We start from the raw sequence: 26,658 nt of genomic DNA on the forward strand, positions 1-26,658 counted from the left end.
GTTTAAGAACACTCGGGCGAGGCTTGCTTATAGGGTCAGTAATCGGAACAGGGCGATCTTGTTGATCTGCGCCAGCGCGCACTTGAATTCGGTATCTGCCGAGTTGTGAATGCGCGTTTCGAACGCCGCGAGGATCTGATGCCGGTTGCTGCCTTTTACCGCCATGATGAAGGGAAACTTGAACTTGGCCTTGTAGGCGTCGTTCAGCTCGGTGAAGCGAGAAAACTCTTCGGCCGTGCATTGGTGAATACCGGCGCCAGCTTGTTCATTGGTACTGGCTTCGGTCAGTTGGCCCTGGACGGCGGCTTTGCCGGCCAGGTCCGGGTGAGCGTTGATCAGGGCCAGTTGGCTTTCGTGATCAGCGCTCAACAGGATGTCGCTCATGCGCTGGTGCAAGGTTTCGATCTCGTCGATCGAGGCGTCCTGGCCCAGGTCGAAAGCCTTTTCGGCTACCCATGGCGAATGTTCGTAGATGTCGGCGAAGGCTTTGACGAACGCGTCGCGGCTCAGGGTCGAGGGTTTCAGTGTTTGAAAGGTGCTCATTTGGCAGCCCCTTGGTACGGGTGGGTTTCGTGCCAGTGGCGTGCGATGTCGACACGGCGGCTGAACCACACCTGCTCATGACTTTTAGCGTATTCGATAAAGCGCTTGAGCGAGGCCAGGCGCGCTGGACGGCCGATCAGGCGGCAGTGCAGGCCGATCGACAACATCTTCGGTGCTTCGGCGCCTTCGGCGTACAGCACGTCGAAGGCGTCTTTGAGGTATTCGAAGAAATCGTCGCCCTTATTGAAACCCTGAACCTGGGTGAAGCGCATGTCGTTGGTGTCCAGGGTGTACGGGATCACCAAGTGCGGCTTGCCGGTCGGGTTGTTGGGTTCCCAGTAGGGCAGGTCGTCGTCGTAAGTGTCGCAGTCATAGAGGAAACCGCCTTCTTCCATCACCAGTCGACGAGTGTTCGGACCGGTGCGGCCGGTGTACCAGCCCAGCGGGCGTTCGCCGGTGAGTTCGGTGAGGATGCGGATCGCTTCGAGCATGTGCTCGCGTTCCTGCGCCTCGTCCATGTACTGGTAATCGATCCAGCGGTAGCCGTGGCTGCAGATCTCGTGGCCGGCCTCGACCATTGCGCGGATCACATCCGGGTGGCGCTGGGCGGCCATGGCCACGGCGAAGATGGTCAGCGGAATGTCGAATTCCTTGAACAGTTTCAGAATCCGCCAGACGCCGGCACGGCTGCCATACTCGTACAAGGATTCCATGCTCATGTTGCGCGCGCCCTGCAGCGGCTGGGCCGAAACCATTTCCGAGAGGAAGGCTTCAGACTCTTTATCACCGTGCAGGATGTTGCGCTCGCCGCCTTCTTCGTAATTGAGTACGAACGACAAGGCGATGCGGGCATTGCCCGGCCAGTGGGGGTGAGGAGGGTTACTGCCGTAACCGATCAGGTCGCGTGGGTAGTCAGCGCTCACTGCAGTCTTCCTTCTTATTCGTTGACAGGTTGTGTGGCGGCCTGGCGATGAGATGACAGGCTGGCGTCACAGCGATGGGCTGATTGTATACAACTTTATATTCACTTTGTAAGCCTGATTTTTTGCATTTTTGATGAACTGTCATCTTCTCATGCTACTGCAAGAAACTTGCCCAGTTGGTCAGGTAATGGATGGGAGGTCCGCTGAGCGCATGGTTTTGCTTCAGATTCACTTTGAAATCGACAATGGCGGGACTGGCTGCAAAAATGTCGTTTTTATTGTGTACAATTTTTTTGAAAAGTGTCTTAATCAGTCGCTCGCCGCAGCGTTTCGTGCTCCGAATCGGTGCGGTCTCCTTTTCAACTGACTTCGGGAGGCGCGAGGCCTGACTGCTCTTTGCAGGCGGGCGCGCAGAATCAATGGGACGTTTGACTACACACGTTTTGGACGCTGCACACGGTTGCCCGGGCAGCTCGATCAAGGTCGAGTTGTACCGCGTTGAAGGCTCGCAGCTGGAATTGGTCGCCAGCGCGATCACCAACAGCGACGGCCGTGTCGATGCGCCGCTGCTGCAAGGCGATGACTACCGTTCCGGGGTCTATCAGGTTCAGTTTCATGCGGGCGATTACTACCGCGCCCGTGGCGTTCAGCTCCCGGAGCCGGCGTTCCTGGATGTGGTGGTGCTGCGTTTTGGCATCTCTGCCGAACAGGATCACTACCATGTACCGCTGCTGATTTCGCCATACAGCTATTCCACGTACCGCGGCAGCTGATCCCCCAAGCAGCTGCCTCAACCTGGAAGCGACTGCGCATATAGCTTCTTTGGTCTTTCGCCCGCTCACACTGCGGGCTTTTTTTTGCCTGCTGGAAAGTCAAAGGATCGCAGCCTCGTTGCACTCGACAGCTCCTACAAGGGAATGCGTCTGCATGTAGGAGCTGTCGAGTGAAACGAGGCTGCGATCTTTTGCCCTTATCGACTCAACAGCGACGCAGCGCCGGCACCACTGAACAACCCGGCACTGACCCGGTTGAACCAGCTCTGGCCCTTGCCGCTGCGCAGATACCGCGCCGCACCATGCGCGCCCAGTCCGTAAGCCAATTTGCACAGCAGATCGAGCACGGTCCAGGTCGCAATCATCACCAGCAGTTGCGGCAGGAACGGCTGCCCTGCATTCAAAAACTGTGGCAGGAAAGCGGCGAAGAACAGGATGTCTTTCGGGTTGCTCGCACCCAGCACGAACGCGCGCCCGAACAGTGCGCGAAAGCGTGGCACTGGCGCAGCCTGGGGCACTTGAGCGCCCACCGATGGCTGGCGCGATTGCTGCCAGCTCTGCCAGGCGAGGTAGAACAGGTACAACGCGCCGACGATTTTCAGGGCGCTGAACAACTGTTCCGACGCCAACAACAGCGCGCCCAGCCCCAACGCCGAAGCGCTGAGCAAACAGATCGAGGCAATCACTCCCCCCAGAAACGCTGGATATGAACGACGCAAGCCGTAATTCAGGCTGTTGCTGATCATCAGCAGGGACAGCGGCCCCGGGATCAGGATCACCACCAGCGCAGCGCCACTGAACAGCAGCCAGGTTTCCAGACTCATCTCTTTCCTCCATTTGTGCAAAAGCCCCACCCGACGGGGTGAGGCTGTTTTGAATCCTGTTTTTGAAGCGTATGCGGCTTACAAGAAAACGAACTTGGCGATGAAGATCGCGCACAGCACCCACAGACTGACGGAAATTTCCTTGTGCTTACCGGTGAACGCCTTGAGCACCACATAAGTGATAAAGCCCAGTGCGATACCGTCAGCCACCGAGAAGGTCAGCGGCATCATGATCGCGGTGACGATCGCCGGAATGCTGTCGGTCGCTTCGTCCCATTCGATGTGCTTCATGCCGCCCATCATCAGCATTGCCACATAAATCAGCGCACCTGCGGTTGCGTAAGCGGGGATCATGCCAGCCAGCGGTGCGAAAAACATGGCGGCAATAAATAGCACACCTACGGTCACTGCGGTAAGACCAGTCCGACCACCCGCAGCGACACCGGCAGCACTTTCCACGTAGCTGGTGACTGGCGGCACACCGACCATTGCCCCGAAAACGCTGGACGCGCTGTCGGCTTTCATGGCGCGGGAAAGGTTTTCGATCCGGCCGTCAGCGTTCACCAGGTTGGCGCGCTGGGCGACGCCCATCAAGGTGCCGGCGGTGTCGAACATGTGCACGAAGAGGAATGCGAGCACCACGCTGATCATGCTGACGTTGAACACGCCGGCAATGTTCATGGCCATCCAGGTGGGCGCCAGGCTCGGCGGTGCCGACATGATGCCCTCGTAGTGGACAAGGCCCAGACCCCAGCCCGCGAGGGTCACGGTGATGATGCTGATGAGGATCGCACCGAACACCTTGTGGTAGCTGAGCACGGCAATCATCAGGAAGCAGATGGCGGCGAGCAGCGGGCCGGGTTCGCGCAGGGAGCCGAGCTTGATCAAGGTCGCCGGGCTATCGACGACGATGCCAGCGGTTTTCAGGCCGATCAGCCCGAGAAACAGACCCACGCCGGCGCCCATGGCGAAGCGCAAGCTCACCGGGATGCTGTTGAGCAGCCATTCGCGAATCCGCGAAAAGGTCAGGATCATGAACAACACACCGGAAACGAACACCGCGCCGAGGGCGGTTTCCCAGTTGTAGCCCATGGTGCCGACCACGGTGTAGGTGAAGAAAGCGTTCAAGCCCATACCCGGCGCCAGGCCGACTGGCCAGTTGGCGTACAGGCCCATCAGCAGACAGCCCAATGCCGCGGCGATGCAGGTCGCGACGAACGCGGCACCGTGATCGATCCCCGCGTCAGCCATGATGTTGGGGTTGACGAAAATGATGTAGGCCATGGTGATGAAGGTTGTCAGACCGGCAATCAGCTCGGTCTTCACCGTGGTGCCATGCAAGGTGAGTTTGAAGATGCGCTCCAGCCAGCCATTGCGTAACGGCGGCGAGAGTTCCAGCGTCGGGGCTTCGGATTTGCGGCTTTCCACAGCGAGTACTCCTCAAGAGTTTTATTGTTATTTCCAGGGCCGGACCCATGAGGGTGGCGGCGGCCCTTTGAGGCACTTGCGAATTTGTTGACCGGTTGGTCAGGAACTCGCACGAAGTGGATTATGCTTTTGTATACAAATAAAGCAAATAATGTTTTTGATCTTGTAGACGAAAAGTTTGGCGATAGGGATATATCGCCTGTTCTGGCCCCTTCGCGAGCAAGCCCGCTCCCACAGGTGATCGGGTTCCTTCAGAGGAATGCGGTCGAGTGTGGGAGCGGGCTTGCTCGCGAAGAGGCCAGATTGGCCACTACAAATCCACCAGGGAAAAACTCAATCTGCAGCCAACTGACTTTTCCCCAGCGCCAGATTCACCGCCAACCACCCATTCACCGCCGACTCCCCAGCCTCGGCAAACACCCGCTCGAGCAATTTCACCTGCTCGCGTCGCAGCGACTGTTCGAACCGCGCGCCATCCTCGGTCAATTCGAGCAGCCGCTTACGCTTGTCGGTCTCGGACGAGACGCTGTTCACCAGATGCATTTCCACCAACTGACGCAGCGGCATGTTCAGCGCCTGCTTGGTCACGCCGAGCAAGGCCAGCAGCTCCTTGACGCTCAGGTTCGGGTAGCGAGCGATAAAAAACACAATGCGTTGGTGCACCCGACTCAAGCCGCGGCGCTCAAGCATTTCGTCAGCCTTTGCGGTGAACGCCTGGTAGCCGAAGAAGAACGCTTCCATGGCTTGTTGCTGGGTGCCAGGGTTTTTAAGGTCAAGCATGTTGACGTTTCCGTTGGAGTTGTCGTAATTTCGGTCAATCAGTTTGACTCATTTTCCTCAGGCCTCGCTACCGGTGACCCCCATGGCTTTTTCCGAACGTGTCTCGCGCCTTAAAAGTTCTTTGATCCGAGAAATCCTCGCGGCCGCCCAGCGCCCGGAAGTGATGTCGTTCGCTGGCGGCTTGCCGGCCGAAGCCATGCTGCCGAAAGTCGAGTGGGCCGACATGCCGCTGTCGATGGGGCAATACGGCATGAGTGAGGGCGAGCCGGCGCTGCGTGAAGCCTTGGCGGCCGAGGCGCGGGCGCTGGGCGTACCGTGCGAAGCGAGTCAGGTCCTGGTGGTCAGCGGCTCCCAGCAAACCCTCGATCTGGCGGCCAAGTTGTACATCGACAAAGGCACCGAGATCTTGCTGGAAGCGCCGACCTATCTGGCGGCGTTGCAGATTTTCCAGTTGTTCGGCGCGGACTGCATCACCGTGCCGCTGGAGGCGGATGGCCCTGACCTGGAGCAATTGCGTGCCCGTCTGGAAAAACATCGTCCGGCGTTCATCTACCTGATCCCGACGTTCCAGAATCCGTCGGCGGTGCGCTACAGCGAAGCCAAGCGTGATGCGGTGGCGGCGTTGCTGGATGAATTCGGCGTGACCTTGATCGAAGACGAACCGTACCGTGAGTTGACCTTCGATGGCGGCAGTGCGATGCCGATTGTCAGTCGCCTGAAAAAGAGCAGCTGGATCTACACCGGCACGGTATCGAAAACCTTATTGCCAGGCTTGCGGGTCGGTTACCTGATTGCCAGTGCGGACCTGTTTCCGCACTTGTTGAAACTCAAGCAGTCGGCAGACCTGCACACCAATCGCGTGGGGCAGTGGCAAGCGTTGCAATGGATTGGCACTGAGAAATTCGACCATCATTTGCGCGAGTTGCGAGATTTCTATCGGGGGCGCCGGGATGCTTTCCAGTGTTCGCTGCAAACGCATTTCTCCGATCTGGCGGACTGGAATGTGCCGCAGGGCGGGCTGTTTTTCTGGCTGACGCTCAAACAACCGATGGACACCCGGACATTGCTCAAGCCTGCGCTGGCGGCGGATGTTGCGTTCATGCCGGGCGAACCGTTCTTTCCCGATCCGGACAACAATCCCGGGCACCTGCGGCTCAACTTCAGCCACATCGACCCGGCGCGGCTGGACGAAGGGCTCAGTCGATTGGCGGCAGTGATACGCCAGGCCTACGCGGTGAAAGCGGCTTGAGGGGAGGGTAGAAACCAATAAACCGGCTCATCGGCCGGTTTATTTTTGTCTGAGGTTTATGAAGCCAGACCGGCTAACACAAAACGATCACGCCGCAGCAAATCGCTTATCCAGATAATCAATAATCACCTTGGACTCATACATCCAGGTGGTCTGCCCATTCTCTTCAATGCGCAGGCACGGCACTTTGATCTTGCCGCCTTGCTGCAGCAGGGTCTGGCGATCCTGTTCATTGTTTTTCGCATCGCGCAACGCCACTGGCACGTTCAGACGGCGCAAGGTGCGGCGGGTTTTCACGCAGAACGGGCAGGCGTGAAACTGATACAACGTCAGGCTCTTGGCCGCCGTGTTGACCTGGGCCTGAACCTCAGCAGGACGTTGTTTCTTGCCGGGACGGGTGATGAAGTCGATGAAGATGATCAGTTGGCCAAGGCCGACACGAAGCGCTTTTACGAACACGGTATAAGCCTCACAGGGGCAAGCAGAAGGCGCGCAGCTTACCTGATTTTCACAGGCGAAAAAAAACCGGCGATGAATGCCGGTTTTCTTCGTGCTGCGGGTTACTTGATCAGGCTGAGAAACTCGCTGCGGGTCGCCGCGTTTTCGCGGAACTCACCCAGCATCACCGAGGTGATCATCGACGAGTTCTGTTTCTCCACACCGCGCATCATCATGCACATGTGCTTGGCCTCGATCACCACCGCAACGCCCAGGGCGCCGGTGACTTGCTGGACCGCATCGGCGATCTGGCGGCTGAGGTTTTCCTGGATCTGCAGGCGGCGGGCGTACATATCGACGATCCGCGCGACTTTCGACAGGCCCAGCACTTTGCCGCTCGGAATGTAGGCGACGTGAGCCTTGCCGATGAACGGCAGCAGGTGGTGTTCGCACAACGAGTAGAGCTCGATGTCCTTGACCAGCACCATTTCGCTGTTATCGGAGCTGAACAAGGCACCGTTGGTGACTTCTTCCAGTGTCTGTTCATAGCCGCGGCAGAGGTACTGCATGGCTTTGGCGGCACGCTTTGGCGTGTCGAGCAGGCCCTCGCGGGAGACGTCCTCGCCCAATTGGCCGAGAATCGCGGTGTAATTCTGTTCCAGGGACATGAAACTACCTGTGGGGATTTTCGCAAAGGGCAAGGGTACGGTGGCGGACACGGCGCTGCAAGCGTGAAGCGACAGCTTTACTCGTCGCGGCCTTCCATCATGGTTCGTTTGAGCATCACATAAACGGCGCCGGCGCCACCGTGCCTGGGTTGGCACGAGGTGAAGCCGAGCACCTGCGAATGCTGGCGCAGCCAGGTGTTGACGTGACTTTTGATCATCGGCCGCTTGCCGTCCAGGCGCACGGCTTTGCCGTGGGTGACACGCACGCAGCGGATTTCGAATTTGGTCGCTTCGGCCAGAAACGCCCAGAGGGTTTCCCGGGCCTTTTCAACGGTCATGCCATGCAGGTCCAGGCTGCCTTCGAACGGAATCTGTCCGATCTTGAGCTTGCGCATCTGGCTTTCCTGAACGCCGTCACGCGCCCACATCAACTCGTCTTCCGGGCCGACGTCGATGACGAACTGATCGGACAAGCCATCAACCGTGGTGGCGTCGGTGCGAACGGTCGCGGCCTGGCGCAACTTGGCGATTTGCGCCCGGTCGGCCTTGGGTTTGCCGGTGTCGGCGCGATCGTGCTTGATCGGCTTGACGCCTTGGATCGCACTTTTGAACAGGGAAAAATCGTCGTCTTGCATGTCAGCCTCCGCGAAGGGCGGCCAGTTTACCCAAGTCGGGGCGCTATCCATAACAATTGAGGCCCGCCAAAGGGCGGGCCTGGATTCAGTCGTGTTTTTTCATCAGGTGCGGGGATATGTTCAGCTCTCGCGACTGGCGCGAGCGGCGACGGCAGCGGCGCCACAACCACACGCCGATATAGAGCACCAACAGGCCAACGGCCAGAATGATCGCCGAGCCCAGCCGGCTGGCATTCAACTCGCCCAGGGCCGGTGGACGACCCAGCAGGCTGGCGGCGCCCGCCATGGCCAGCAACACACCGCAGGTTGCCAGCAAGGCCGCAAACGCGGCGCCGAATCGAAAACGCCAATTGCGTTGCCCTTTGGGCCGCAGGCGGCGTGCATCAAAACCATCGGATAACTTCATTCCGACCTTCCTCAATGGGTATCGGCCCTTCGACCGGGAGTTGTCCGGGTTGTTCCTGAGGCTAAGTCAATTGCACCAAATGAGAGGCTTTTGTGGATGAGCGGCGGTATCGACCGCTCACCGAGGCCGATCAGATCAGATCGTGAGTCAGCGCGAGGGTGGCGAAGTTATCCGCCATGATCGCCATTTCCGTGTGCTGCACATGCTCGGCCGTGAGTACGCCACCCTTGTAGGGCAAATCGCGGGTCGCGCAGGCGTCTTCCACCAAGGTGCAGCGAAAGCCCAGGTTTTTCGCCGCGCGCACGGTGGTGCTAACGCTGGAATGACTCATGAAGCCGCAAACGATCAGGTCCAGGGAGCCCAGTTCTTGCAGTCGATCGTACAATTGGGTGCCGTGAAACGCGCTTGGCAACAGTTTGCCGATGATGGTTTCATCGCCCTGTGGCTCAAGCCCCGGGATGAACTCACCGCGTTCGCCTTGTGGATCGAACAGGCCGCCCACGGTACCCAAGTGACGCACATGCACAATCGGCCGACCTGCCGCGCGGGCAGCGGCGACCAGTTGCTTGATGTTCGCGACGGCAGCATCCATGCCGCTCAGGGCCAACGGACCACTGAGGTATTCTTTCTGGGCATCGATGATGACTAGGGTCGCATGACCCAGATTGGCTGCTGCGTAACCGCGGCCGCTGAGTTGAAACATCGTTTTTGGAACGGACATTCTGGGGCTCCTTGGAGTGGGGCTTTTGCGACATTGTCCTCTGGCTGAGCGGTTCTGTGAATCGCTACTATCGCAAACGCCGTCGTTGCTGGCGTGCAGCCTTGTCAAGATGCACATTTTGTTCAATAGCCACCGGTAAAAATGGATATGTCCTACATCTGATCCGGTGTTTTTCCTGCGTCGTCGTGGCGCGTTTTGGCTGTTAGAATCGCCAGTCGTTTTTTCTGGAGTCTACCTCGTGATCACTTCCCGCCTTCGTACCCTGCGTGACCATATCCGTTGGGCCGTCAGCCGCTTCCATGGGGAGGATCTGTTTTTCGGCCATGGGACCGACAACGCCTGGGACGAAGCCCGTCAACTGGTGCTCGGTGCCTTACACTTGCCGTGGGAAATCGCCGACAGCTATCTGGACTGCAATCTGGAAGAGGACGAGGTGGTCAATCTGCAACGGTTGCTCAAGCGTCGCATCGAACAACGCATTCCCACCGCTTACTTGCTGGGCGAGGCCTGGTTCTGTGGCATGTCGTTCATTGTCGACGAGCGCGTCCTGATCCCGCGTTCACCGATTGGCGAACTGATCGAAAAACGTTTCGAGCCTTGGTTGGGCGCCGAACCTGCGCGGATTCTTGACCTGTGCACCGGTTCCGGTTGCATCGGCATTGCCTGTGCCTATGAATTCCAGAAGGCCGAAGTGGTGCTGGCCGACTTGTCGTTCGAAGCGCTGGAGGTGGCCAACCAGAACATCGAGCGTCACGGCGTGGATGAGCGGGTGTACACCGTTCAGGGCGATGGTTTTGACGGTTTGCCGGGTCAGCGTTTCGACCTGATCGTGTCGAACCCGCCCTACGTCGATGCGGAAGATTTCGCCGACATGCCGGATGAATACCAGCATGAACCGGAATTGGGCCTGGCCTGTGGCGACGATGGTTTGAACCTGGTGCGACGGATGCTCGCCGAAGCAGCGGATCATTTGACCGAGAAGGGTTTGCTGATTGTTGAAGTGGGCAACAGCCAGGTGCACGTCGAGGCGCTGTACCCGGAAGTAGACTTCGCCTGGCTCGATTTCGAGCGAGGCGGGCATGGCGTGTTCATGTTGACCGCAGAGCAGTGCCGCGATCATCAAGCGCTGTTCGCTTCCCGCGTCTGACTGAACCAGCCTGATCGTTCCCACGCTCTGCGTGGGAATGCCTCAATGGACGCTCTGCGTCCACTTGGGACGCAGAGCGTCCCGGGCTGCATTCCCACGCAGAGCGTGGGAACGATCAGCGATCAGCGGTGCGTCGCAATCCAGATCAACAACCCCGCCTGAAACACCGCAAACGCCACCAGGCACGTAATGGTAAAGCGCAGCCCGGCGTCTTCACGCTTGTACTTGCTGACTTTTTCTTCGTGTTTCTTGAGCTTCACTTCCTGCTCGGCGAGATTCTGCTCGGCCTGCTGAAGCATCTGCGCCGCCTCGATGATTTCCACCACCTGCAGCTTTTCGCTGTTCCAGTCACCCTTCAGGTCGCCGACCTGAACCTCTTTGACGCTGCCTTTCAGATGCTGGGCGTCGGCGTACACCACCTCAAAGCCGTGCGCTTTGAGAAAGCTATCTCGCCGCAGGCGTGTGTCTTCGTTCAGCGCATCTTTATTGTTCAGGTCAGTGCCATCAACGGAGTAGCCGGGCCAGCGCTTCTTCGCCCAAGTGATGCCTTGAGCGGCCATGAAGCGGCCGATACCACGGTTGACCGGCTCGACCTGCAGGCCGCTGTCTGGCCCGAAGTGCACACATTTGGTCGTGTGGTTGACCCACACATCCAGATGATTCTGCTCTTTGCGCACGCGCTGGCCGGGCAGCGTGATGCTCATGCGCATCAGGCTGTATTCCTTGCTGGTGCGCTCGGCGTAACCGAACTCGACAAAGCGCAATGGCCGCCCACCGGTGTTGCGGTCGGTTTGCAGCGGCGCCAGGCGGAGCATCTTGTGGTGCTCGACGTGGACGTCCGCCCACGGCAGCTCGACCGCTGGCGGTACGTCTTTTTCAGCGGTGGTGTCGGGTGAAGTCTGGGTATCTGTCATCGCGGCGAGTCCTGTCCAAGCTCTGCTTGTCGCCCGCCATAGCGCTGGCGACAAAGGCTTATCGGCCGTTTTTTTCAGGACTGGAGGGTAGGTCGCTTAACGAGAGTGAAGTCCGTCAATAAACTCGATGATCCGCGTCCCGAGTTCGGCGGCCAGTGGCAATTGTGGATCCTTGTAGGACGCCAGTTGCCGCTTTACGTCGTTGGGCACGATGCGCATGACGTGGTTCATGCCTTCGATCACCACCAGTTCGGCGTCCGGTTTGGCCGCCTTGAGCATTTTGGCGTCACCCACGCCAACCTGGATATCGTTGCTGCCCTGAATGATCAATGCCGGCATCTTCAGCTTCGCGAACGCTGCGGCCGGATCCTGGCGGAACAGTGAAATCATGTACGGCTGCACACTCGGGCGGAAAATCGCCTCCAGTTGTGGCGGCACGTTATCGTCAGCGTGGCCCGCCTTGAGGCTGTCGAGCAACTCATTGCTGCGCTGCATCAACGGTGGCGGCAGGCGGTTGCTCAATTGCTGGCGTATAACCTGGTCGATTGGTCGGGCGCTCCCGGACAAGGAAATCACCGCAGCGGCGTCGACGCTCGGAGCGGCGAGGGTGGCAATCAACGCCCCTTCGCTGTGGCCCAGCAAGATCAGTTGGCCGAAACGTGGATCGGTTTTGAGCTTGCGGGCCCAGGCCTCGGCGTCGGACACATAGGCTTCCACCGAGAGATTGCGCTCGTCTGGCGTCGCCGCAAGACTCGCCGCTACTCCGCGTTTGTCGAAACGCACACTGGCGATGTTGTGTTTGGCCAACACCCAGGCCAGCCGTTTGAGGCTGTCGTTGCGTCCGCCTTCTATGTTGTTTCCGTCACGATCCGTAGGACCGGAGCCGGAAATGATCAGCACAACCGGCACCGGAGTGTCGGACTTTGGCAGCAACAGCGAGCCGAAAAGCTCTCCGCTACCGGTATCAAGGGTGATCGGGCGTTGCAGGACAGTGGCCTGGGCAAAGCCGGTAAACAGGGTAAGAGTCAAGACTAGAACTCGCAGCATCATCACGCCATCATTCACAAAGGTGCCGGTTGGACTCGCAGGCACCCATAAGGTTCGAGGATGAACTACTTGGGTAGCCTGCGTATACTGGCGCGCATTACGTATTCAGGTTCATTTCACGGAGCGTCCTGCATGTCCGGCAATACCTACGGCAAGCTGTTCACTGTCACCACCGCGGGCGAAAGCCATGGTCCGGCGTTGGTCGCCATTGTCGACGGCTGCCCGCCGGGGCTGGAGATATCCCTTGAGGATTTGCAGCGCGATCTGGATCGCCGCAAGCCCGGCACCAGCCGCCACACCACTCAGCGCCAGGAAGCCGACGAGGTCGAAATCCTCTCGGGCGTATTCGAGGGGCGTACCACCGGTTGCTCCATCGGCCTGCTGATCCGCAACACCGACCAGAAGTCCAAGGACTACTCGGCGATCAAGGATCTGTTCCGCCCGGCCCACGCCGATTACACCTACCACCACAAATACGGCGAGCGCGATTACCGCGGCGGCGGTCGCAGCTCGGCGCGTGAAACCGCGATGCGCGTGGCGGCGGGTGCCATCGCCAAGAAATACCTGGCCACCCAAGGTATCGTCATTCGCGGCTACATGAGCCAGCTCGGTCCGATCGAAATCCCGTTCAAGACCTGGGATTCGGTAGAAGAAAACGCGTTCTTCTGCCCTGACCCGGACAAGGTGCCGGAGCTGGAAACCTACATGGACCAGTTGCGCCGCGACCAGGATTCGGTCGGCGCGAAGATCACCGTGGTCGCCGAAGGCGTGATGCCGGGCCTCGGCGAGCCGATCTTCGACCGTCTCGATGCCGAACTGGCCCATGCGCTGATGAGCATCAACGCAGTCAAAGGCGTGGAAATCGGCGCTGGTTTCGCCAGCGTGGCCCAGCGTGGCACCGAACATCGCGATGAAATGACCCCGCAAGGTTTCCTCAGCAACAACGCGGGGGGCATTTTGGGCGGGATCTCGTCGGGCCAGCCGATCGTTGCACACCTGGCACTCAAGCCAACTTCGAGCATCACCACGCCTGGGCGTTCCATCGACATCCACGGCAACCCGGTGGAAGTCATTACCAAAGGTCGCCACGACCCTTGCGTCGGTATCCGCGCAACGCCGATCGCCGAAGCGATGATGGCCATCGTGCTGATGGATCACCTGTTGCGTCATCGCGGGCAGAATGCCGACGTGCGTGTGAGCACGCCGGTGCTGGGTCAGCTTTAATGGCTGACCTTAATGCCGCTGCGGTCTGACGACGTGGCGGCGCTCCCGTACTGGCGGCTTTCCAGTTTCTATCTGTTCTATTTCGCCTTGCTCGGGTCGACGGCGCCGTTTCTGGCGCTGTACTTCGATCACCTGGGTTTTTCCAGCGCGCGCATCGGCGAACTGGTGGCGATCCCGATGCTGATGCGCTGCGTGGCGCCGAACATCTGGGGCTGGCTCGGCGACTACACCGGCCGACGCCTGGCCATCGTGCGCTTCGGCGCCGTGTGCACGCTGCTGACGTTCTCGCTGATTTTCGTCAGCAAGACCTACGCCTGGCTGGCGATGGTCATGGCCTTGCACGCGTTTTTCTGGCACGCGGTGTTGCCGCAGTTCGAAGTCATCACCCTGGCGCACTTGAAAGGCCAGACCTCGCGCTACAGTCAGATCCGCCTCTGGGGTTCCATCGGTTTCATCATCACCGTGGTCGCGCTCGGCCGGTTGTTCGAATGGCTGAGCCTGGACATTTATCCGGTGGCGCTGGTGCTGATCATGGCCGGGATCGTGGTGAGCAGCTTGTGGGTGCCCAACGCCCAACCCGTTCACGGTGAGCGGCCAGCGGCGGACGGCTTTCTCAAGCAACTGCGCAGCCCCGGGGTTCTGGCGTTTTACGGGTGTGTGGCGCTGATGCAGATGAGTCACGGTCCGTATTACACCTTTCTGACGTTGCACCTTGAACGACTCGGTTACAGCCGTGGCGTGATCGGGATGCTCTGGGCGGTCGGTGTGGTTGCCGAAGTCCTGATGTTTCTGGCCATGAGCAAGATCCTCGCGCGTTTCTCGGTGCGTCGGGTGCTGCTGGCGAGTTTTCTGCTGGCGGCGTTGCGCTGGTTGCTGCTGGGTTCGTTCGCCGAGCTTCTGTGGGTGCTGCTGTTTGCCCAAGTGTTGCACGCGGCAACATTTGGCAGCTTTCACGCCGCTGCCATCCAGTTCGTGCAACGTAGCTTCGGCGCGCGCCAGCAAGGGCAGGGCCAGGCGTTGTACGCGGCGCTGGCCGGCACCGGTGGCGCACTGGGCGCGTTATATGCCGGCTACAGCTGGAACGCCCTTGGCGCCACATTGACCTTTAGTATTGCAAGCCTCGCAGCGCTGGCGGCTGCCGTTATCATTGCCACACGACTGCAAGAGGACAGGCCATGAGCCTTACCCGTGAACACCTCGCCCAGGAAATCATCGACGCCGGGCGTTTTCTGTATGGTCGCGGCTGGTCGCCGGCCACCAGCAGCAACTATTCGACCCGCCTGTCGGCGACCGAAGCGCTGTTGACAGTGTCCGGCAAGCACAAAGGCCAGCTCGGTGTGGATGATGTGTTGGCCACCGACCTGTCGGGCAACAGTCTGGAACCGGGTAAAAAACCGTCCGCCGAAACCCTGCTGCACACCCAGCTCTACAACTGGCGCCCGGAGATCGGCGCGGTGCTGCATACCCATTCGGTGAACGCCACGGTGCTGTCACGCCTGACGCCGGGCGAATTCATCGACTTCGAAGACTACGAATTGCAAAAAGCTTTCAGTGGTATCTCGACCCATGAATCCCGGGTGTGCGTGCCGATTTTCGACAACGATCAGGACATTGCGCGCCTCGCCACCAAGGTGCAGCCTTGGCTTGAAGCCCATCCGGATTGCGTCGGCTACCTGATTCGCGGCCATGGCCTCTACACCTGGGGCGCACGCATGAGCGATGCGCTGCGACAGATCGAGGCCTTTGAATTTTTGTTCGAGTGCGAGTTGAAGACGCGTTCGCTCTTTAACCGTAATGCATGAACCGTTAAGGAGTTGCCCCTGATGAGCAGCCTGTCCGTTTACCACGTCTCAAGCCCTGACATTCCGAACAAGGTGTTGACCCATTTCGAAGACATCGCCTCGACCCTGGCCGAGCAGGGCGTGCGTTTCGACCGCTGGCAAGCCACGGCGAAAATCCAGCCCGGCGCCAGCCAGGAAGAAGTGATTGCCGCGTATCAGGAACAGATCGACAAACTGATGACCGAGCGCGGTTACGTCACGGTCGATGTGATCAGCCTGAACAGCGATCACCCGCAAAAGGCCGAATTGCGCGCCAAGTTCCTCGACGAACACCGCCATGGTGAAGACGAAGTACGATTTTTCGTCGCTGGCCGTGGGCTGTTTACCCTGCACATCGACGATTACGTCTATGCGGTGCTCTGCGAGAAGAACGACCTGATCTCGGTGCCCGCCGGCACACCTCACTGGTTCGACATGGGCGAGCATCCGCATTTCGTGGCGATTCGCCTGTTCAACAACCCTGAAGGCTGGGTGGCCAACTTCACTGGCGAAGACATCGCCAACCGCTTCCCGCGTCTTGAGGACTGAGCCAATGCCGATCAAGGCGATTCTCACCGACATTGAAGGCACCACCAGCGCGGTGAGTTTTGTGTTCGACGTGCTGTTTCCCTACGCGGCCAAACACTTGCCGGACTTCGTTCGCCAACACGCCGAACGCGCCGATGTGGCCGAGCAACTGACGGCCGTGCGCCGGGACAGCAATGAGCCTGAGGCGGACGTCGAGCGAGTCATCGACATTCTGTTGGGCTGGATTGCCGAAGACCGCAAGGCCACTCCGCTCAAGGCATTGCAGGGAATGGTCTGGGCCCAGGGTTATCAGGCCGGGCAGTTGAAAGGCGACGTTTATCCGGACGCCGTTGAAGCGCTCAAGCGCTGGCATCAGGAAGGTTTCAAACTGTTTGTGTATTCCTCGGGCTCGATTCAGGCGCAAAAGCTGATATTCGGCTGCTCGGAGGCGGGGGATCTGTCGCCACTGTTCAGCGGCTATTTCGACACCACGTCGGGGCCCAAGCGTGAAGCGTCTTCTTATATGCGCATCACCCAAGCCATCGGCGTCGAGCCGTCGCAGATTCTGTTCTTGTCCGACATCGTCGAAGAACTCGACGCGGCACGCACGGCCGGCATGGCGACTTGCGGGCTGGCCCGAGAGGGCGGGGAACTGGCGGGGCATACGACCGTCGACAGTTTCGCGCGGATCGACCCTTCCACTCTCTAAGCCTCGAAACACATAACCTGTGGGAGCGGGCTTGCTCGCGAAAGCGGTGTGTCAGTCGACAGATGTATAACCTGACACACCGCTTTCGCGAGCAAGCCCGCTCCCACAAGGAATCGTGCTACGCCTGAAATCAAAACAGGCCGTGGAGCGAAAGCTCTCACGGCCTGTTTGTTTGCTGCGTACTGACTTATACAACCGCAGGTTTTACGCCGAGTGGTACGTCGGCAGGGCAAACCGTTGCTGGCTTTGCAGCATGGAGATCTGCGGCAGTTCGCTGGCTTGTTCGGCCAGGTCACGACGGATCGCACTGATCACCCAGGACAACTGATCACCAGCATGCAATTGCTGGTAGGAAATCGAACGCTTGAACACTTTGCCTTCGTTGCTGCGCAAGGTCAGCAGAATGCCACCGTCAGGACGCGGCTGGGTGGTCACTTCGAAGTTGGAGAACAGGGAGGTAAATTTTTCTTGGATCAGGCTCATGTCTATCAGCTCCGTTAGCACTTGATTAGCAAGCATGGAGAGGTAGTTGCAGCGATTGTGCCAGCACCTGATTTTTTAAAAATCGTTATAAATCAACAAGTTAATTTTTAGGTGATTTTTTGGATTCGTGCAAACTGCATGAAAGGCCATCGTGCATCCTGCATTTTGCGTGGTCGGGCACGATTCAATGGAACCATTTAGCCGCGTTGAGGTTCACGGTTTTCAACCTGCTGGTGCAGATACAAAACATTTCAAAAACCGCGTGTACAGCTCAAGAACCGCTGACGTATTTTCGGTCTCATAGAACGCCGCCCGACAATAAAAAGATCTAACGGGAGCACGCATGAGCGACACGATTACCTGGGGCATGATGCTCCGCAAGCTGCCTTCCATTGCCAAAACCATTCCCCGTGTGGTGAAAGGCATGAAAGTCGCCAACGTCAAGGACCCGACCCAACCGTGTGGCCTCGGCTGGACGTTCGAGCAAGCCACCTTGCGCAACCCTGATGGTCCCGCGTTGCTGCAGGGCGATGTGGCGCTGAGTTATGCACAGGTCAACCAGTGGGCCAATCGCATCGCCCATCACCTGATTGTCCAAGGCATCGGCAAGGGGGATGTGGTGGCGGTTTTCCTCGAGAACCGCCCGGAACTGCTGGTGACGATATTGGCCGTGGCCAAGGTCGGTGCGATCAGTGCCTTGCTCAACACCTCGCAAACCCGTGACACACTGGCCCACAGCCTGGACCTGGTGAGGCCCGTGGCGATCATCGTCGGCGAAGAACTGGTCCCGGCCTTCAACGCAGTCCGCGAACGGGTATCGATCGAGACGACGCGCACCTGGTTCGTTGCCGATCAAGACACCTACACTCGTCCCGGTGTCGCGCCGGCCGGTTTCATCAATCTGATGACTGACGCGGCCAGTGCGTCCAGCGAGAACCCCGTCAGCAGCCGGCAGGTCTTTTTCGACGATCCTTGTTTCTATATCTACACCTCGGGCACCACCGGATTACCCAAGGCAGGCGTCTTCAAGCACGGTCGCTGGATGCGCAGCTCGGTCAGCTTCGGCCTGATCGCCCTGAATATGCAGCCCCAGGATGTGGTCTATTGCACCTTGCCGCTGTATCACGCCACCGGGCTTTGCGTGTGTTGGGGCTCGGCGATCAACGGCGCATCAGGATTTGCCATCCGCCGCAAATTCAGCGCCAGCCAATTCTGGCATGACGTGCGCAAGTATCGGGCGACCACCCTGGGGTATGTCGGTGAATTGTGCCGCTACCTGGTGGATCAACCACCCAGCCCCGACGACAACCAGCATCCAGTGACCAAGATGATCGGCAATGGCCTGCGTCCCGGCGCCTGGCGCGAGTTCAAGACACGCTTTGGCGTCGGGCACATCTGTGAGCTGTATGCCGCCAGCGACGGCAACATCGGGTTCAGCAACATTCTCAACTTTGACAACACCGTCGGTTTCTCCCTGATGGCCTGGGAACTGGTGGCCTACGACCATGACAGCGGCCAGCCGACGCGTAACGCCAAGGGCTTCATGCGCAAAGTCGGCAAAGGCGAGCAGGGCCTGTTGCTGGCGCGGATCGACGACAAGGCGCCACTGGACGGCTATACCGATCCGCAAAAGACCGAGAAAGTCGTCCTTCACGACGTGTTCGTGAAAGGCGACCGTTACTTCAACACCGGCGATCTGTTGCGCAACATCGGTTTCGGTCACGCGCAATTTGTCGACCGGCTGGGCGACACCTACCGCTGGAAGGGTGAAAACGTTTCGACCACCGAGGTCGAGAACATCCTCCTGAAACACCCGAATATTTGCGAAGCCGTGGCCTACGGCGTCGAAATCCGCAACACCAACGGACGTGCCGGCATGGCCGCGATCACGCCGGCGGAGTCCTTGGCGACCCTGGATTTCAGTGAACTGTTGGCGTTTGCCCGCGAGCAAATGCCCGCATATGCGGTGCCACTTTTCCTGCGGGTGAAAGTGAAAATGGAGACCACCGGCACCTTCAAATACCAGAAGACCCGGCTCAAGGACGAAGCCTTCGACCTCGCTAAAACCGGCGACGACCCGATCTATGCCTGGCTGCCCGGCACCCAGACTTACGTGCAAGTCACCGATCAGGTGTTGGCGGATATTCACGGCGGCGCTTTTCGTTATTGAAAGCAGCGCTATTGAAGGTGGCTATGGCGGCCCTTGAGAAAAAAGAAGTGACAGCTTCGGAGCTGCTCGGGAAACTGTCGGCTTTGCGAATAACCGAACGTGGAGTGCCCGATGTCAGACCAAAGCCGCCAGATGACCCCCGAAGAAGCCGCCGAATTTGCCGAGCAGGTCTTCAACAAAGCGCGCGAGGGCGATGCGGCGATGATGGCCGCGCTGCTGAGCAAAGGCCTGCCGCCGAACCTGCGCAACCATAAGGGCGACACCTTGTTGATGCTCGCCGCTTACCACGGTCATGTGGACACGGTAAAAGTGCTGCTGGAACACAAGGCCGACCCGGAAATCCGCAACGACAACGGCCAGAGCCCGATTGCCGGCGCTGCGTTCAAAGGCGACCTGGCAGTGGTCAAGGCGTTGGTGGAAGGTGGCGCACAAGTTGAAGGTTCGTCGTTTGACGGTCGTACCGCGCTGATGATGGCGGCGATGTTCAACCGCGTCGAAATCGTCGACTACCTGATCAGCAAAGGTGCCGACCCGAAAGCCAAGGACGCCAATGGCGTGTCGGCACTGGACGCCGCGAAAACCCTGGGTGCCGTCGATACCACTGCGCAATTGCAGAAATTGCTCGGCTGATCGGCTACGGATTGGGGGGCGTAATGCGCTATCCTTCGCGCCCTCAAAATTCACTCGCTACAGGATCCGTCCCATGAAAGCCGCACTCGTCGAACTCATCAGCAAAATCAGCTCCGGGTGCATGAGCGATGACGAAATCCTGAAAGTCGCTGAGGAAGCGGCCCAGGCCTACGCCGATCCCGAAGCTTTTCTGGCGGCCAATCCGGATATCAACTACGACGACACCTTCCCGATTCCGCTGGGCGAGTGGGTGGTTGTCGGCAGTCTGCCGGAGACTGTGCTCTTCCAGGCCGATACCTACATGGATTTGCTCGCGCAGATCGTCGCCTCGTTCGGCCCGGGCGTGGATTTCAACATCAAGCCCAAGCAACTGGCCAAGACCGAAGCCCTGACCGCACTCAACCGCATTCAGGTGCAGATGGGCAGCATGAACAAGGAAAACGGCGGTTACACGCTGATGAACTTCAGTCAGTTGCTCGACGACGAGTTGCAAGTGGTGCTGGTCTTTGGCAACGACGTGCCTCGCGTGCTGGAGCTGTGCGCCGAAGTCGGCATCGCTGCCGCGCCTTCGCTCGAAGCCCTCAAAGTCGCGATTCACGTTTAAATAACGGAACCCTCGCAAGGCCCGGCTATCCTAAGAGTGCATACCACTCTTAGGAGCGACACCATGGGTTCCACGTTCAACGGTCTGGTTGGCCTGATCATTCTTGCCCTCGATATCTGGGCAATCATCAACGTGCTCAAAAGTGGCGCTGAAACAGGGATGAAAATCATCTGGGTGCTGCTGATCCTGCTGCTGCCGGTCCTGGGCCTGATCATCTGGGCCATCGCCGGGCCACGGGGCAATGTTCGGATCTGATCTCTCTCTGAAGGTCGACACCTTACCTGTGGGAGCGGGCTTGCCCGCGATGGGATCACCGCGGTGTGCCTGACAGACCGCAGCGATTTCATCGCGGGCAAGCCCACTCCCACAAAGGATTGTGTTGGCTCATCAGCGAGGTTCGACCTGTCATATTCCGCGACGTAGAATGCGCGCCTTTCCCGGTCAATCGTGCCGATCGATTGGCCATCATGGGCGGGTAACCGTCCGTTGCCACCCGCACTCCTCGGAGCAATTCCCATGAGCACGACCCCGACCAGCGAATACCTGGAAACCCTCTACGAAGGCTACGGCCAGCGTTTTCGCATGGAAAAGCTGCTGCACGAAGTGCGCACCGAACACCAGCATCTGGTGATCTTTGAAAATCCGCGCATGGGTCGGGTGATGGCGCTGGACGGGGTAATCCAGACCACCGAAGCCGATGAATTCATCTACCACGAAATGCTCACCCATGTGCCGATCCTGGCGCACGGCAGTGCCAAGCGCGTACTGATCATCGGTGGCGGCGACGGCGGCATGTTGCGTGAAGTGGCTAAACACGGCGGCGTCGAGCACATTACCATGGTCGAGATCGACGGCACTGTGGTCGACATGTGCAAGGAATTTTTGCCGAACCACTCCAAAGGTGCATTCGATGATCCACGCCTGAACCTGGTGATCGACGACGGCATGCGTTTCGTTGCCACCACCACTGAAAAATTCGACGTGATCATTTCCGACTCCACCGACCCGATCGGTCCGGGTGAAGTGCTGTTCTCGGAAAATTTCTACCAGGCGTGCCGTCGCTGCCTCAACGAAGGCGGCATTCTGGTCACGCAGAACGGCACGCCGTTCATGCAGATCGAAGAAGTCAAAACCACCGCCGGCCGCTTGCGCAGCCTGTTCCCGGACTGGCACTTCTATCAGGCCGCGGTGCCGACCTACATCGGTGGCTCGATGACCTTTGCCTGGGGCGCGACCAATACTGCCTATCGCAAGTTGTCCCGTGAAACCCTGCAACAGCGTTTCGCCGGCAGCGGCATCGTCACCCGCTACTACAACCCGGAAATCCACATCGGCGCCTTCGCCTTGCCGCAATACGTATTGCAAGCCGTGAACAAGCCAAGCAACGACTAAACTGAAGATGTACGCATAACCCCCTGTGGGAGCTTGCCCCACAGGTTATATATTTCATGCGTTTACGTCGTAATCCGTTGAACGATCAGTCAGGCCAAAAGTCCAGATAGAGGTAAGCCCATTTGCGGGTTTGTTCGAGGAGGCACTGATGCAAAAGTGGAAAATCACTTTCGTGGATGATCACGGTGAAACAGTCGACGAAGTCTTTGAGTGCGACGAGTGCCCCGATAACGAGGAAGCCGCCAAACTCATCAAGGCCCGGCTCCTTCCTGTCGTTGCCGAACTGGATCTGAATGATCTGGAAGGGCGAACGGCTGACGCGAGTGTCAAAAGTCTTAAAGCCCAAAACAGCATTGAAATCCTCGGTATTACTCCCGTCTGATACACCCTCTGGCACATTCTTGAAACACCAGGCCTTGGCAACGGCTCTATCTTGGCGCTACTCTGCAATCGAGATCAGCGAACGGATCGCTAAGGTCTGGTCTTGTCAGCTACATGCTTGCTTCCCACCGGCAACATCGTTGCCGCATCGCTCGCACCCATCGGTTGCGAGTGCCGGGAATACGGAAAGTCTATCCATCAATTTGAGGGGGACGTTTCATGAGCACAGCCTATCAAGAAGACATCAGCAGCAGCGTGCTGCGCCGCATGAAAGAAGGCGGTTTTGACTTTTCAAGATTCCATCCCATCGAGTTCTACGCCATTTTCCCTGATGAGGAGCGGGCACGCAGGGCGGCAGGGCATTACTGTGGTGAATCCTTGAATGCACAAATCAGCGTGCGCGATGACGGCGCATGGGCGCTGGAACTGAGCAAAGTGATGTACGCCACCTATGACGGGATTGGCGACTTTGAGCAGGATTTCGAGGCGGTGGTCGAGCCTCTGGGCGGCATCATCGAAGGGTGGGGCGTCAAGCAGGAGGTACGAGGGCTACTCGCATAACGCTATGAACAGTGACAACGCTCAGCAACGGCTGACCTTCGGGTTGGCCGTTTTCGTATGTGTGGCTGGCAGCCCTCGGCTGCACTCGGCAAAACCCTGATACAAGAATCCGACGCAAAAAAAACCGCCTGAGCAGGCGGCCAAAGGGAAGTTTCAGTCAGGTTTTGCAACGGATGCACGGATTATCCGTATCGACTCCCGGGCAGTGAAATCAACTCTGACTATGCTGGTGATAGGCGAGAACTTCGCCTTGCAATGAAGCGGGGGCGATCAGCTTGGGGCGTTTGCTGCACAGGATTGGTGCGGTGCTAACGGAGTCATTATCCAACTGATTGATATCAAAGCGTTTCTGCCGATGGCACGGGCCTTGCGAAGCCTAGATGTCCGGGTGACAAGGAGTACGGCATGATCCGCACCTATTTTGATGAGATGTACGATGCCGGCGGCCAGGTCCGCCCGCATTATCGGGAGTTTGCCCGTTGGCTGGCCGAGACGCCTGACGAGCTATTGGCACAACGGCGACGCGAGGCCGATCTGTTATTTCATCGCGCCGGGATTACGTTCACGCTTTACGGTGATGAGCAGGGGACAGAGCGCCTGATTCCCTTCGACACCATCCCCCGCAGCATCCCCGCCAGCGAATGGCGGATCGTCGAACGCGGCTGTATCCAGCGGGTCAAGGCGTTGAACATGTTCCTCGCCGACCTGTATCACGAGCAGCGCATCATCAAGGCCGGCATCATTCCGGCCGAACAAGTGCTGGCCAACGAGCAATACCAGTTGGCGATGCAAGGGCTGGACCTGCACCGCGATATCTATTCGCACATCTCCGGCGTAGACCTTGTGCGTGATGGCGACGGCACGTATTACGTGCTCGAAGACAATCTGCGCACACCGAGCGGCGTGAGCTACATGCTCGAAGACCGCAAGATGATGATGCGCCTGTTCCCCGAGTTGTTCGCGGCTCAGCGCATCGCACCCATCGACCACTACCCGAATCTGTTGCTCGACACTCTGAAAAGCTCCAGCCCGATCGATAACCCGAGCGTGGTGGTGCTGACGCCGGGCCGCTTCAACAGCGCATTTTTCGAGCATGCCTTCCTGGCGCGGGAGATGGGCGTTGAACTGGTGGAGGGCGCTGACCTGTTCGTGCGCGACGACAAGGTATTCATGCGCACAACGGACGGGCCGAAAGCCGTCGACGTGATTTACCGACGCCTCGACGATGCGTTTCTCGATCCGCTGGCGTTCAACCCGGATTCGATGCTCGGCGTGCCGGGACTGTTGTCGTCCTACCGCTCCGGCAACGTGGTGCTGGCCAATGCGATCGGCACCGGGGTTGCGGACGACAAGTCGGTGTATCCGTTTGTCACGGACATGATCCGTTTCTACCTCGATGAGGAACCGATCCTGAAGAACGTGCCGACGTTCCAGTGCCGTAATCCCTCTGAATTGTCCCACGTGCTGGCCAATCTGCCAGACCTGGTGGTCAAGGAAACCCAGGGCTCCGGCGGTTACGGAATGCTGGTGGGGCCGGCGGCGACGGCGGCGGAGATCGAGTCGTTCCGTGCGCGGATCAAAGCCAAGCCCCATGCGTACATCGCGCAACCGACGTTGTCATTGTCGACGTGTCCGACCTTTGTCGAAAACGGCATCGCACCACGGCACATCGACCTGCGTCCGTTCGTATTGTCTGGCCGTGAAACACGGGTTGTGCCCGGCGGTTTGACCCGTGTCGCCCTGCGCGAAGGCTCCCTGGTGGTGAATTCCTCCCAGGGCGGCGGAACCAAGGACACCTGGGTAGTCGAGGATTGAAGGAAGCTTGCCATGTTAAGTAGAACTGCCTCGGATTTGTATTGGATGTCGCGTTACCTGGAGCGGGCGGAAAACCTCGCACGGATGCTCGACATCAGTTATTCGCTGTCGCTGATGCCACAAGATGGTCGCGGTGACGGTCTGCACGAATTGGCCATGCCATTGCTGATCACCGGGACACTGGACGATTACCTTGAGCGCCACGGCGATTTGCACGCCGAACGGCTGCTGCATTTCTTCGCCCTGGACGCCGCCAACCCGGCCAGCATCTACAGCTGTCTGGGCGCTGCACGGGCCAGTGCCCATGCGGTGCGTGGGCGAATCACCGCTGACATGTGGGAGAACATCAACGCCACTTGGCTGGAAATTCGCGGGATCGCCGATCAGGGTTTGAGCCGTTACGGCATGAGCCGTTTCTGCGAGTGGATCAAGGAGCGTTCCCACCTGTTCCGCGGCGCGTCCTACGGCACGATCATGCGTAACGATGCATTCCGCTTCATTCGCTTGGGGACGTTTATCGAACGGGCCGACAACACGTTGCGCCTGCTCGACGCCCGCTATGAAATGGCCGGCGATCAGGCCGAGGCGGTCAGCGACGGCACCGCTCACGCCTATTACCAGTGGAGCGCATTGCTGCGGGCATTGTCCTCGTTCGAGGCATACACCGAGATCTATCGCGATGCTCCCGGCGCCCGCCATGTCGCCGAACTACTGTTGCTGCGAGCTGACGTTCCTCGTTCCTTGCGAGCCTGCACCGAAGAAATCGACCAGATCCTCGCCCAGTTGCCGGGGGCCAACGGTCGTCCCGCGCAACGTCTGGCGGCGGAGATGGACGCGCGCTTGCGCTACACCGGCATCACCGAAATTCTCGACGAAGGCCTGCACGCCTGGCTGACCGAGTTCATCCCGCTGGTGCGCCAGTTGGGCAACGCCATTCACAGTTCCTACCTGGAGGCTGCATGAGACTTTCCATTAGCCACGAGACCACCTATCACTACGAAGATCAGGTGCGGGCGAGCATCCAGTATTTGCGACTGACACCCCACGACAGTGAGCGCCAGCATGTTCTGAGCTGGCAACTCGACCTGCCGCGCCCGGTGCGCGCGCAACTGGACCCGTTCGGCAATATCCTGCACGTGCTGACCATGGACGAGCCGCATGAAGCGATCATCATCGGCGCCCGTGGCCAGGTCGACATTGACGAGCTGCGCGAAGCCGAACATGAAAGCCAATCGGCGCTGCCGTTCCTGCGTTTCACCCGGCTGACTGAAGCGGACGAAGCCCTGCGCGCGTTTGCGGATAAAGAATGCAAAAAACGTCGGGATCGTACGGCGCTGATTGATTTGATGCATGGCCTGAACTCGCACATGACCTACACGCCGGGCTCCACCGAAGTCGACACCAGCGCCGCCCAGGCTTTCGCCGGGCGTGCAGGCGTCTGTCAGGACCACACCCATGCGTTCCTCGCCTGTGCGCGCAGCCTGGGCATTCCGTCGCGTTATGTGTCGGGTTATTTGTACAGCGAGAACAGCGAGCACTTGGCCAGTCACGCCTGGGCGGAAGCCTGGCTGGATGACGCCTGGTACAGCTTCGATGTGACCAACGAACTGGCTCGCCCGGAACGCCATTTGAAACTGGCCGTGGGCCTGGATTATCTGGATGCCTGCCCGGTGCGCGGTATGCGGCGCGGAGGTGGGTGTGAGCAGATGCACGCGAAGGTGTTTGTATCGCCAACGCCGATGCCTGCGCCGGTTATCTCCGTTCAGCAACAGTAAACCTGCACACTGATCGTTCCCACGTCGAGGCGTCGAACCGTCCGCGTGGGAATGCCTCAACGGACGCTCT

31 protein-coding genes are annotated in these 26,658 nt (G+C 59.0%); 18 read left to right on the forward strand and 13 right to left on the reverse strand.

The window, feature by feature from the left end:
- Positions 1 to 27 precede the first annotated feature (27 nt).
- Both uraD and puuE read right to left on the reverse strand, forming a co-directional pair.
- Positions 28 to 543, reverse strand: a complete 516-nt coding sequence (gene uraD / locus K5K95_RS17585) for a 2-oxo-4-hydroxy-4-carboxy-5-ureidoimidazoline decarboxylase (protein WP_222585355.1) — start codon at positions 541 to 543, stop codon at positions 28 to 30.
- On the reverse strand, positions 540 to 1,466 hold the full coding sequence (gene puuE, locus K5K95_RS17590; RefSeq protein ID WP_222585356.1) for an allantoinase PuuE: 927 nt from the start codon (positions 1,464 to 1,466) through the stop codon (positions 540 to 542). The genes uraD and puuE overlap by 4 nt, the downstream gene beginning before the upstream one ends.
- A 419-nt stretch (positions 1,467 to 1,885) precedes the next feature.
- Here puuE and uraH point away from each other — a divergent pair, with 419 nt between their 5' ends.
- Positions 1,886 to 2,239 (forward strand): hydroxyisourate hydrolase, encoded by a 354-nt coding sequence (uraH, locus tag K5K95_RS17595; RefSeq protein WP_010456673.1) that lies wholly within the window; start codon positions 1,886 to 1,888, stop codon positions 2,237 to 2,239.
- Between the two features lie 197 nt (positions 2,240 to 2,436).
- Here uraH and K5K95_RS17600 read toward each other — a convergent pair whose 3' ends face one another.
- The 3 genes from K5K95_RS17600 to K5K95_RS17610 all read right to left on the reverse strand — a co-directional run bounded on the left by K5K95_RS17600 (position 2,437) and on the right by K5K95_RS17610 (position 5,271).
- Complete coding sequence (locus tag K5K95_RS17600) at positions 2,437 to 3,063, reverse strand: LysE family translocator (protein ID WP_222585357.1); 627 nt, start codon at positions 3,061 to 3,063, stop codon at positions 2,437 to 2,439.
- 78 nt (positions 3,064 to 3,141) lie between these two features.
- On the reverse strand, positions 3,142 to 4,491 hold the full coding sequence (locus tag K5K95_RS17605) for an NCS2 family permease (RefSeq protein WP_222585358.1): 1,350 nt from the start codon (positions 4,489 to 4,491) through the stop codon (positions 3,142 to 3,144).
- 333 nt (positions 4,492 to 4,824) lie between these two features.
- Positions 4,825 to 5,271, reverse strand: a complete 447-nt coding sequence (locus tag K5K95_RS17610) for a MarR family winged helix-turn-helix transcriptional regulator (protein WP_222585359.1) — start codon at positions 5,269 to 5,271, stop codon at positions 4,825 to 4,827.
- 82 nt (positions 5,272 to 5,353) lie between these two features.
- Here K5K95_RS17610 and K5K95_RS17615 point away from each other — a divergent pair, with 82 nt between their 5' ends.
- Positions 5,354 to 6,520, forward strand: a complete 1,167-nt coding sequence (locus K5K95_RS17615; RefSeq protein ID WP_222585360.1) for a PLP-dependent aminotransferase family protein — start codon at positions 5,354 to 5,356, stop codon at positions 6,518 to 6,520.
- 87 nt (positions 6,521 to 6,607) lie between these two features.
- Here K5K95_RS17615 and K5K95_RS17620 read toward each other — a convergent pair whose 3' ends face one another.
- From K5K95_RS17620 to K5K95_RS17640, 5 genes are all read right to left on the reverse strand, one after another.
- Entirely contained in the window at positions 6,608 to 6,979 is a 372-nt protein-coding gene (locus K5K95_RS17620; RefSeq protein ID WP_222585361.1) for a glutathione S-transferase N-terminal domain-containing protein, read from the reverse strand.
- A gap of 101 nt (positions 6,980 to 7,080) precedes the next feature.
- Complete coding sequence (folE, locus tag K5K95_RS17625; RefSeq protein ID WP_003204506.1) at positions 7,081 to 7,626, reverse strand: GTP cyclohydrolase I FolE; 546 nt, start codon at positions 7,624 to 7,626, stop codon at positions 7,081 to 7,083.
- Positions 7,627 to 7,703: 77 nt separating this feature from the next.
- Positions 7,704 to 8,261, reverse strand: a complete 558-nt coding sequence (locus K5K95_RS17630) for a Smr/MutS family protein (RefSeq protein WP_222585362.1) — start codon at positions 8,259 to 8,261, stop codon at positions 7,704 to 7,706.
- 85 nt (positions 8,262 to 8,346) lie between these two features.
- The gene (locus K5K95_RS17635) at positions 8,347 to 8,667 is read right to left on the reverse strand and encodes a hypothetical protein (protein ID WP_222585363.1); all 321 of its coding nucleotides are present in this window, start codon (positions 8,665 to 8,667) and stop codon (positions 8,347 to 8,349) included.
- A 130-nt stretch (positions 8,668 to 8,797) separates the two neighbouring features.
- Positions 8,798 to 9,388: a cysteine hydrolase family protein gene (locus tag K5K95_RS17640; protein WP_090181805.1), complete on the reverse strand. Its 591-nt coding sequence runs from the start codon at positions 9,386 to 9,388 to the stop codon at positions 8,798 to 8,800.
- Between the two features lie 238 nt (positions 9,389 to 9,626).
- Here K5K95_RS17640 and prmB point away from each other — a divergent pair, with 238 nt between their 5' ends.
- The gene (prmB, locus tag K5K95_RS17645; protein WP_090181807.1) at positions 9,627 to 10,535 is read left to right on the forward strand and encodes a 50S ribosomal protein L3 N(5)-glutamine methyltransferase; all 909 of its coding nucleotides are present in this window, start codon (positions 9,627 to 9,629) and stop codon (positions 10,533 to 10,535) included.
- Positions 10,536 to 10,657: 122 nt separating this feature from the next.
- Here prmB and K5K95_RS17650 read toward each other — a convergent pair whose 3' ends face one another.
- Positions 10,658 to 11,449 carry a hypothetical protein gene (locus K5K95_RS17650; RefSeq protein ID WP_222585364.1) on the reverse strand — a complete coding sequence of 264 codons (792 nt, stop codon included), beginning with the start codon at positions 11,447 to 11,449 and terminating at the stop codon, positions 10,658 to 10,660.
- Positions 11,450 to 11,545: 96 nt separating this feature from the next.
- Positions 11,546 to 12,499 (reverse strand): alpha/beta hydrolase, encoded by a 954-nt coding sequence (locus K5K95_RS17655; protein ID WP_222585365.1) that lies wholly within the window; start codon positions 12,497 to 12,499, stop codon positions 11,546 to 11,548.
- A gap of 129 nt (positions 12,500 to 12,628) precedes the next feature.
- Here K5K95_RS17655 and aroC point away from each other — a divergent pair, with 129 nt between their 5' ends.
- From aroC to mtnC, 5 genes are read left to right on the forward strand one after another with little or no spacing between them, the layout of a single operon-like run.
- Positions 12,629 to 13,720 (forward strand): chorismate synthase, encoded by a 1,092-nt coding sequence (aroC, locus tag K5K95_RS17660; RefSeq protein WP_222585366.1) that lies wholly within the window; start codon positions 12,629 to 12,631, stop codon positions 13,718 to 13,720.
- A gap of 12 nt (positions 13,721 to 13,732) precedes the next feature.
- The gene (locus tag K5K95_RS17665) at positions 13,733 to 14,899 is read left to right on the forward strand and encodes an MFS transporter (protein ID WP_222585367.1); all 1,167 of its coding nucleotides are present in this window, start codon (positions 13,733 to 13,735) and stop codon (positions 14,897 to 14,899) included.
- A complete protein-coding gene (locus K5K95_RS17670; protein ID WP_222585368.1) occupies positions 14,896 to 15,522 on the forward strand; it encodes a methylthioribulose 1-phosphate dehydratase in 627 nt (208 codons plus the stop codon). Before K5K95_RS17665 ends, K5K95_RS17670 begins: the two co-directional genes overlap by 4 nt.
- A gap of 21 nt (positions 15,523 to 15,543) precedes the next feature.
- Positions 15,544 to 16,089, forward strand: a complete 546-nt coding sequence (locus K5K95_RS17675; protein WP_222585369.1) for a 1,2-dihydroxy-3-keto-5-methylthiopentene dioxygenase — start codon at positions 15,544 to 15,546, stop codon at positions 16,087 to 16,089.
- Positions 16,090 to 16,093: 4 nt separating this feature from the next.
- Positions 16,094 to 16,777, forward strand: a complete 684-nt coding sequence (mtnC, locus tag K5K95_RS17680) for an acireductone synthase (protein ID WP_222585370.1) — start codon at positions 16,094 to 16,096, stop codon at positions 16,775 to 16,777.
- Between the two features lie 204 nt (positions 16,778 to 16,981).
- On the opposite strand, the gene K5K95_RS17685 is transcribed toward mtnC, so the two are convergent.
- On the reverse strand, positions 16,982 to 17,260 hold the full coding sequence (locus tag K5K95_RS17685; protein WP_222585371.1) for a DUF3509 domain-containing protein: 279 nt from the start codon (positions 17,258 to 17,260) through the stop codon (positions 16,982 to 16,984).
- A gap of 343 nt (positions 17,261 to 17,603) precedes the next feature.
- On the opposite strand from K5K95_RS17685, the gene K5K95_RS17690 reads away from it, so the two are divergent.
- The 10 genes from K5K95_RS17690 (at position 17,604) to K5K95_RS17735 (ending at position 26,588) form a co-directional block, all read left to right on the forward strand.
- Complete coding sequence (locus K5K95_RS17690) at positions 17,604 to 19,430, forward strand: long-chain-acyl-CoA synthetase (protein ID WP_222585372.1); 1,827 nt, start codon at positions 17,604 to 17,606, stop codon at positions 19,428 to 19,430.
- Positions 19,431 to 19,541: 111 nt separating this feature from the next.
- On the forward strand, positions 19,542 to 20,060 hold the full coding sequence (locus K5K95_RS17695; protein ID WP_222585373.1) for an ankyrin repeat domain-containing protein: 519 nt from the start codon (positions 19,542 to 19,544) through the stop codon (positions 20,058 to 20,060).
- A 73-nt stretch (positions 20,061 to 20,133) separates the two neighbouring features.
- On the forward strand, positions 20,134 to 20,664 hold the full coding sequence (locus K5K95_RS17700; protein WP_222585374.1) for a hypothetical protein: 531 nt from the start codon (positions 20,134 to 20,136) through the stop codon (positions 20,662 to 20,664).
- Positions 20,665 to 20,727: 63 nt separating this feature from the next.
- A complete protein-coding gene (locus K5K95_RS17705; protein WP_054048570.1) occupies positions 20,728 to 20,919 on the forward strand; it encodes a PLDc N-terminal domain-containing protein in 192 nt (63 codons plus the stop codon).
- A 261-nt stretch (positions 20,920 to 21,180) separates the two neighbouring features.
- A complete protein-coding gene (gene speE / locus K5K95_RS17710; RefSeq protein WP_222585375.1) occupies positions 21,181 to 22,056 on the forward strand; it encodes a polyamine aminopropyltransferase in 876 nt (291 codons plus the stop codon).
- 148 nt (positions 22,057 to 22,204) lie between these two features.
- Positions 22,205 to 22,438, forward strand: a complete 234-nt coding sequence (locus K5K95_RS17715) for a hypothetical protein (protein WP_222585376.1) — start codon at positions 22,205 to 22,207, stop codon at positions 22,436 to 22,438.
- Between the two features lie 218 nt (positions 22,439 to 22,656).
- Complete coding sequence (locus K5K95_RS17720) at positions 22,657 to 22,998, forward strand: ribonuclease E inhibitor RraB (RefSeq protein WP_090181832.1); 342 nt, start codon at positions 22,657 to 22,659, stop codon at positions 22,996 to 22,998.
- Positions 22,999 to 23,403: 405 nt separating this feature from the next.
- Complete coding sequence (locus K5K95_RS17725; protein ID WP_090181836.1) at positions 23,404 to 24,813, forward strand: circularly permuted type 2 ATP-grasp protein; 1,410 nt, start codon at positions 23,404 to 23,406, stop codon at positions 24,811 to 24,813.
- 12 nt (positions 24,814 to 24,825) lie between these two features.
- Complete coding sequence (locus K5K95_RS17730) at positions 24,826 to 25,776, forward strand: alpha-E domain-containing protein (RefSeq protein WP_033055742.1); 951 nt, start codon at positions 24,826 to 24,828, stop codon at positions 25,774 to 25,776.
- Positions 25,773 to 26,588, forward strand: a complete 816-nt coding sequence (locus tag K5K95_RS17735) for a transglutaminase N-terminal domain-containing protein (RefSeq protein ID WP_208671982.1) — start codon at positions 25,773 to 25,775, stop codon at positions 26,586 to 26,588. Before K5K95_RS17730 ends, K5K95_RS17735 begins: the two co-directional genes overlap by 4 nt.
- Positions 26,589 to 26,658 lie beyond the last annotated feature (70 nt).

The organism is Pseudomonas sp. DR48, assembly GCF_019823085.1.
Lineage (GTDB): Bacteria > Pseudomonadota > Gammaproteobacteria > Pseudomonadales > Pseudomonadaceae > Aquipseudomonas.

Coding starts and splice junctions, on each gene's coding strand:
- K5K95_RS17600 (WP_222585357.1), bottom strand. CDS start 3,063: ATGAGTCTGGAAACCTGGCTGCTGTTCAGTGGCGCTGCGCTGGTGGTG.
- K5K95_RS17665 (WP_222585367.1), top strand. CDS start 13,733: ATGCCGCTGCGGTCTGACGACGTGGCGGCGCTCCCGTACTGGCGGCTT.
- K5K95_RS17730 (WP_033055742.1), top strand. CDS start 24,826: ATGTTAAGTAGAACTGCCTCGGATTTGTATTGGATGTCGCGTTACCTG.
- K5K95_RS17720 (WP_090181832.1), top strand. CDS start 22,657: ATGAGCACAGCCTATCAAGAAGACATCAGCAGCAGCGTGCTGCGCCGC.
- K5K95_RS17670 (WP_222585368.1), top strand. CDS start 14,896: ATGAGCCTTACCCGTGAACACCTCGCCCAGGAAATCATCGACGCCGGG.
- K5K95_RS17650 (WP_222585364.1), bottom strand. CDS start 11,449: ATGACAGATACCCAGACTTCACCCGACACCACCGCTGAAAAAGACGTA.
- uraH (WP_010456673.1), top strand. CDS start 1,886: ATGGGACGTTTGACTACACACGTTTTGGACGCTGCACACGGTTGCCCG.
- K5K95_RS17615 (WP_222585360.1), top strand. CDS start 5,354: ATGGCTTTTTCCGAACGTGTCTCGCGCCTTAAAAGTTCTTTGATCCGA.
- K5K95_RS17635 (WP_222585363.1), bottom strand. CDS start 8,667: ATGAAGTTATCCGATGGTTTTGATGCACGCCGCCTGCGGCCCAAAGGG.
- K5K95_RS17655 (WP_222585365.1), bottom strand. CDS start 12,499: ATGATGCTGCGAGTTCTAGTCTTGACTCTTACCCTGTTTACCGGCTTT.
- K5K95_RS17610 (WP_222585359.1), bottom strand. CDS start 5,271: ATGCTTGACCTTAAAAACCCTGGCACCCAGCAACAAGCCATGGAAGCG.
- K5K95_RS17695 (WP_222585373.1), top strand. CDS start 19,542: ATGTCAGACCAAAGCCGCCAGATGACCCCCGAAGAAGCCGCCGAATTT.
- aroC (WP_222585366.1), top strand. CDS start 12,629: ATGTCCGGCAATACCTACGGCAAGCTGTTCACTGTCACCACCGCGGGC.
- K5K95_RS17725 (WP_090181836.1), top strand. CDS start 23,404: ATGATCCGCACCTATTTTGATGAGATGTACGATGCCGGCGGCCAGGTC.
- folE (WP_003204506.1), bottom strand. CDS start 7,626: ATGTCCCTGGAACAGAATTACACCGCGATTCTCGGCCAATTGGGCGAG.
- K5K95_RS17700 (WP_222585374.1), top strand. CDS start 20,134: ATGAAAGCCGCACTCGTCGAACTCATCAGCAAAATCAGCTCCGGGTGC.
- uraD (WP_222585355.1), bottom strand. CDS start 543: ATGAGCACCTTTCAAACACTGAAACCCTCGACCCTGAGCCGCGACGCG.
- mtnC (WP_222585370.1), top strand. CDS start 16,094: ATGCCGATCAAGGCGATTCTCACCGACATTGAAGGCACCACCAGCGCG.
- K5K95_RS17685 (WP_222585371.1), bottom strand. CDS start 17,260: ATGAGCCTGATCCAAGAAAAATTTACCTCCCTGTTCTCCAACTTCGAA.
- K5K95_RS17715 (WP_222585376.1), top strand. CDS start 22,205: ATGCAAAAGTGGAAAATCACTTTCGTGGATGATCACGGTGAAACAGTC.
- K5K95_RS17735 (WP_208671982.1), top strand. CDS start 25,773: ATGAGACTTTCCATTAGCCACGAGACCACCTATCACTACGAAGATCAG.
- speE (WP_222585375.1), top strand. CDS start 21,181: ATGAGCACGACCCCGACCAGCGAATACCTGGAAACCCTCTACGAAGGC.
- K5K95_RS17675 (WP_222585369.1), top strand. CDS start 15,544: ATGAGCAGCCTGTCCGTTTACCACGTCTCAAGCCCTGACATTCCGAAC.
- K5K95_RS17640 (WP_090181805.1), bottom strand. CDS start 9,388: ATGTCCGTTCCAAAAACGATGTTTCAACTCAGCGGCCGCGGTTACGCA.
- K5K95_RS17630 (WP_222585362.1), bottom strand. CDS start 8,261: ATGCAAGACGACGATTTTTCCCTGTTCAAAAGTGCGATCCAAGGCGTC.
- K5K95_RS17705 (WP_054048570.1), top strand. CDS start 20,728: ATGGGTTCCACGTTCAACGGTCTGGTTGGCCTGATCATTCTTGCCCTC.
- K5K95_RS17690 (WP_222585372.1), top strand. CDS start 17,604: ATGAGCGACACGATTACCTGGGGCATGATGCTCCGCAAGCTGCCTTCC.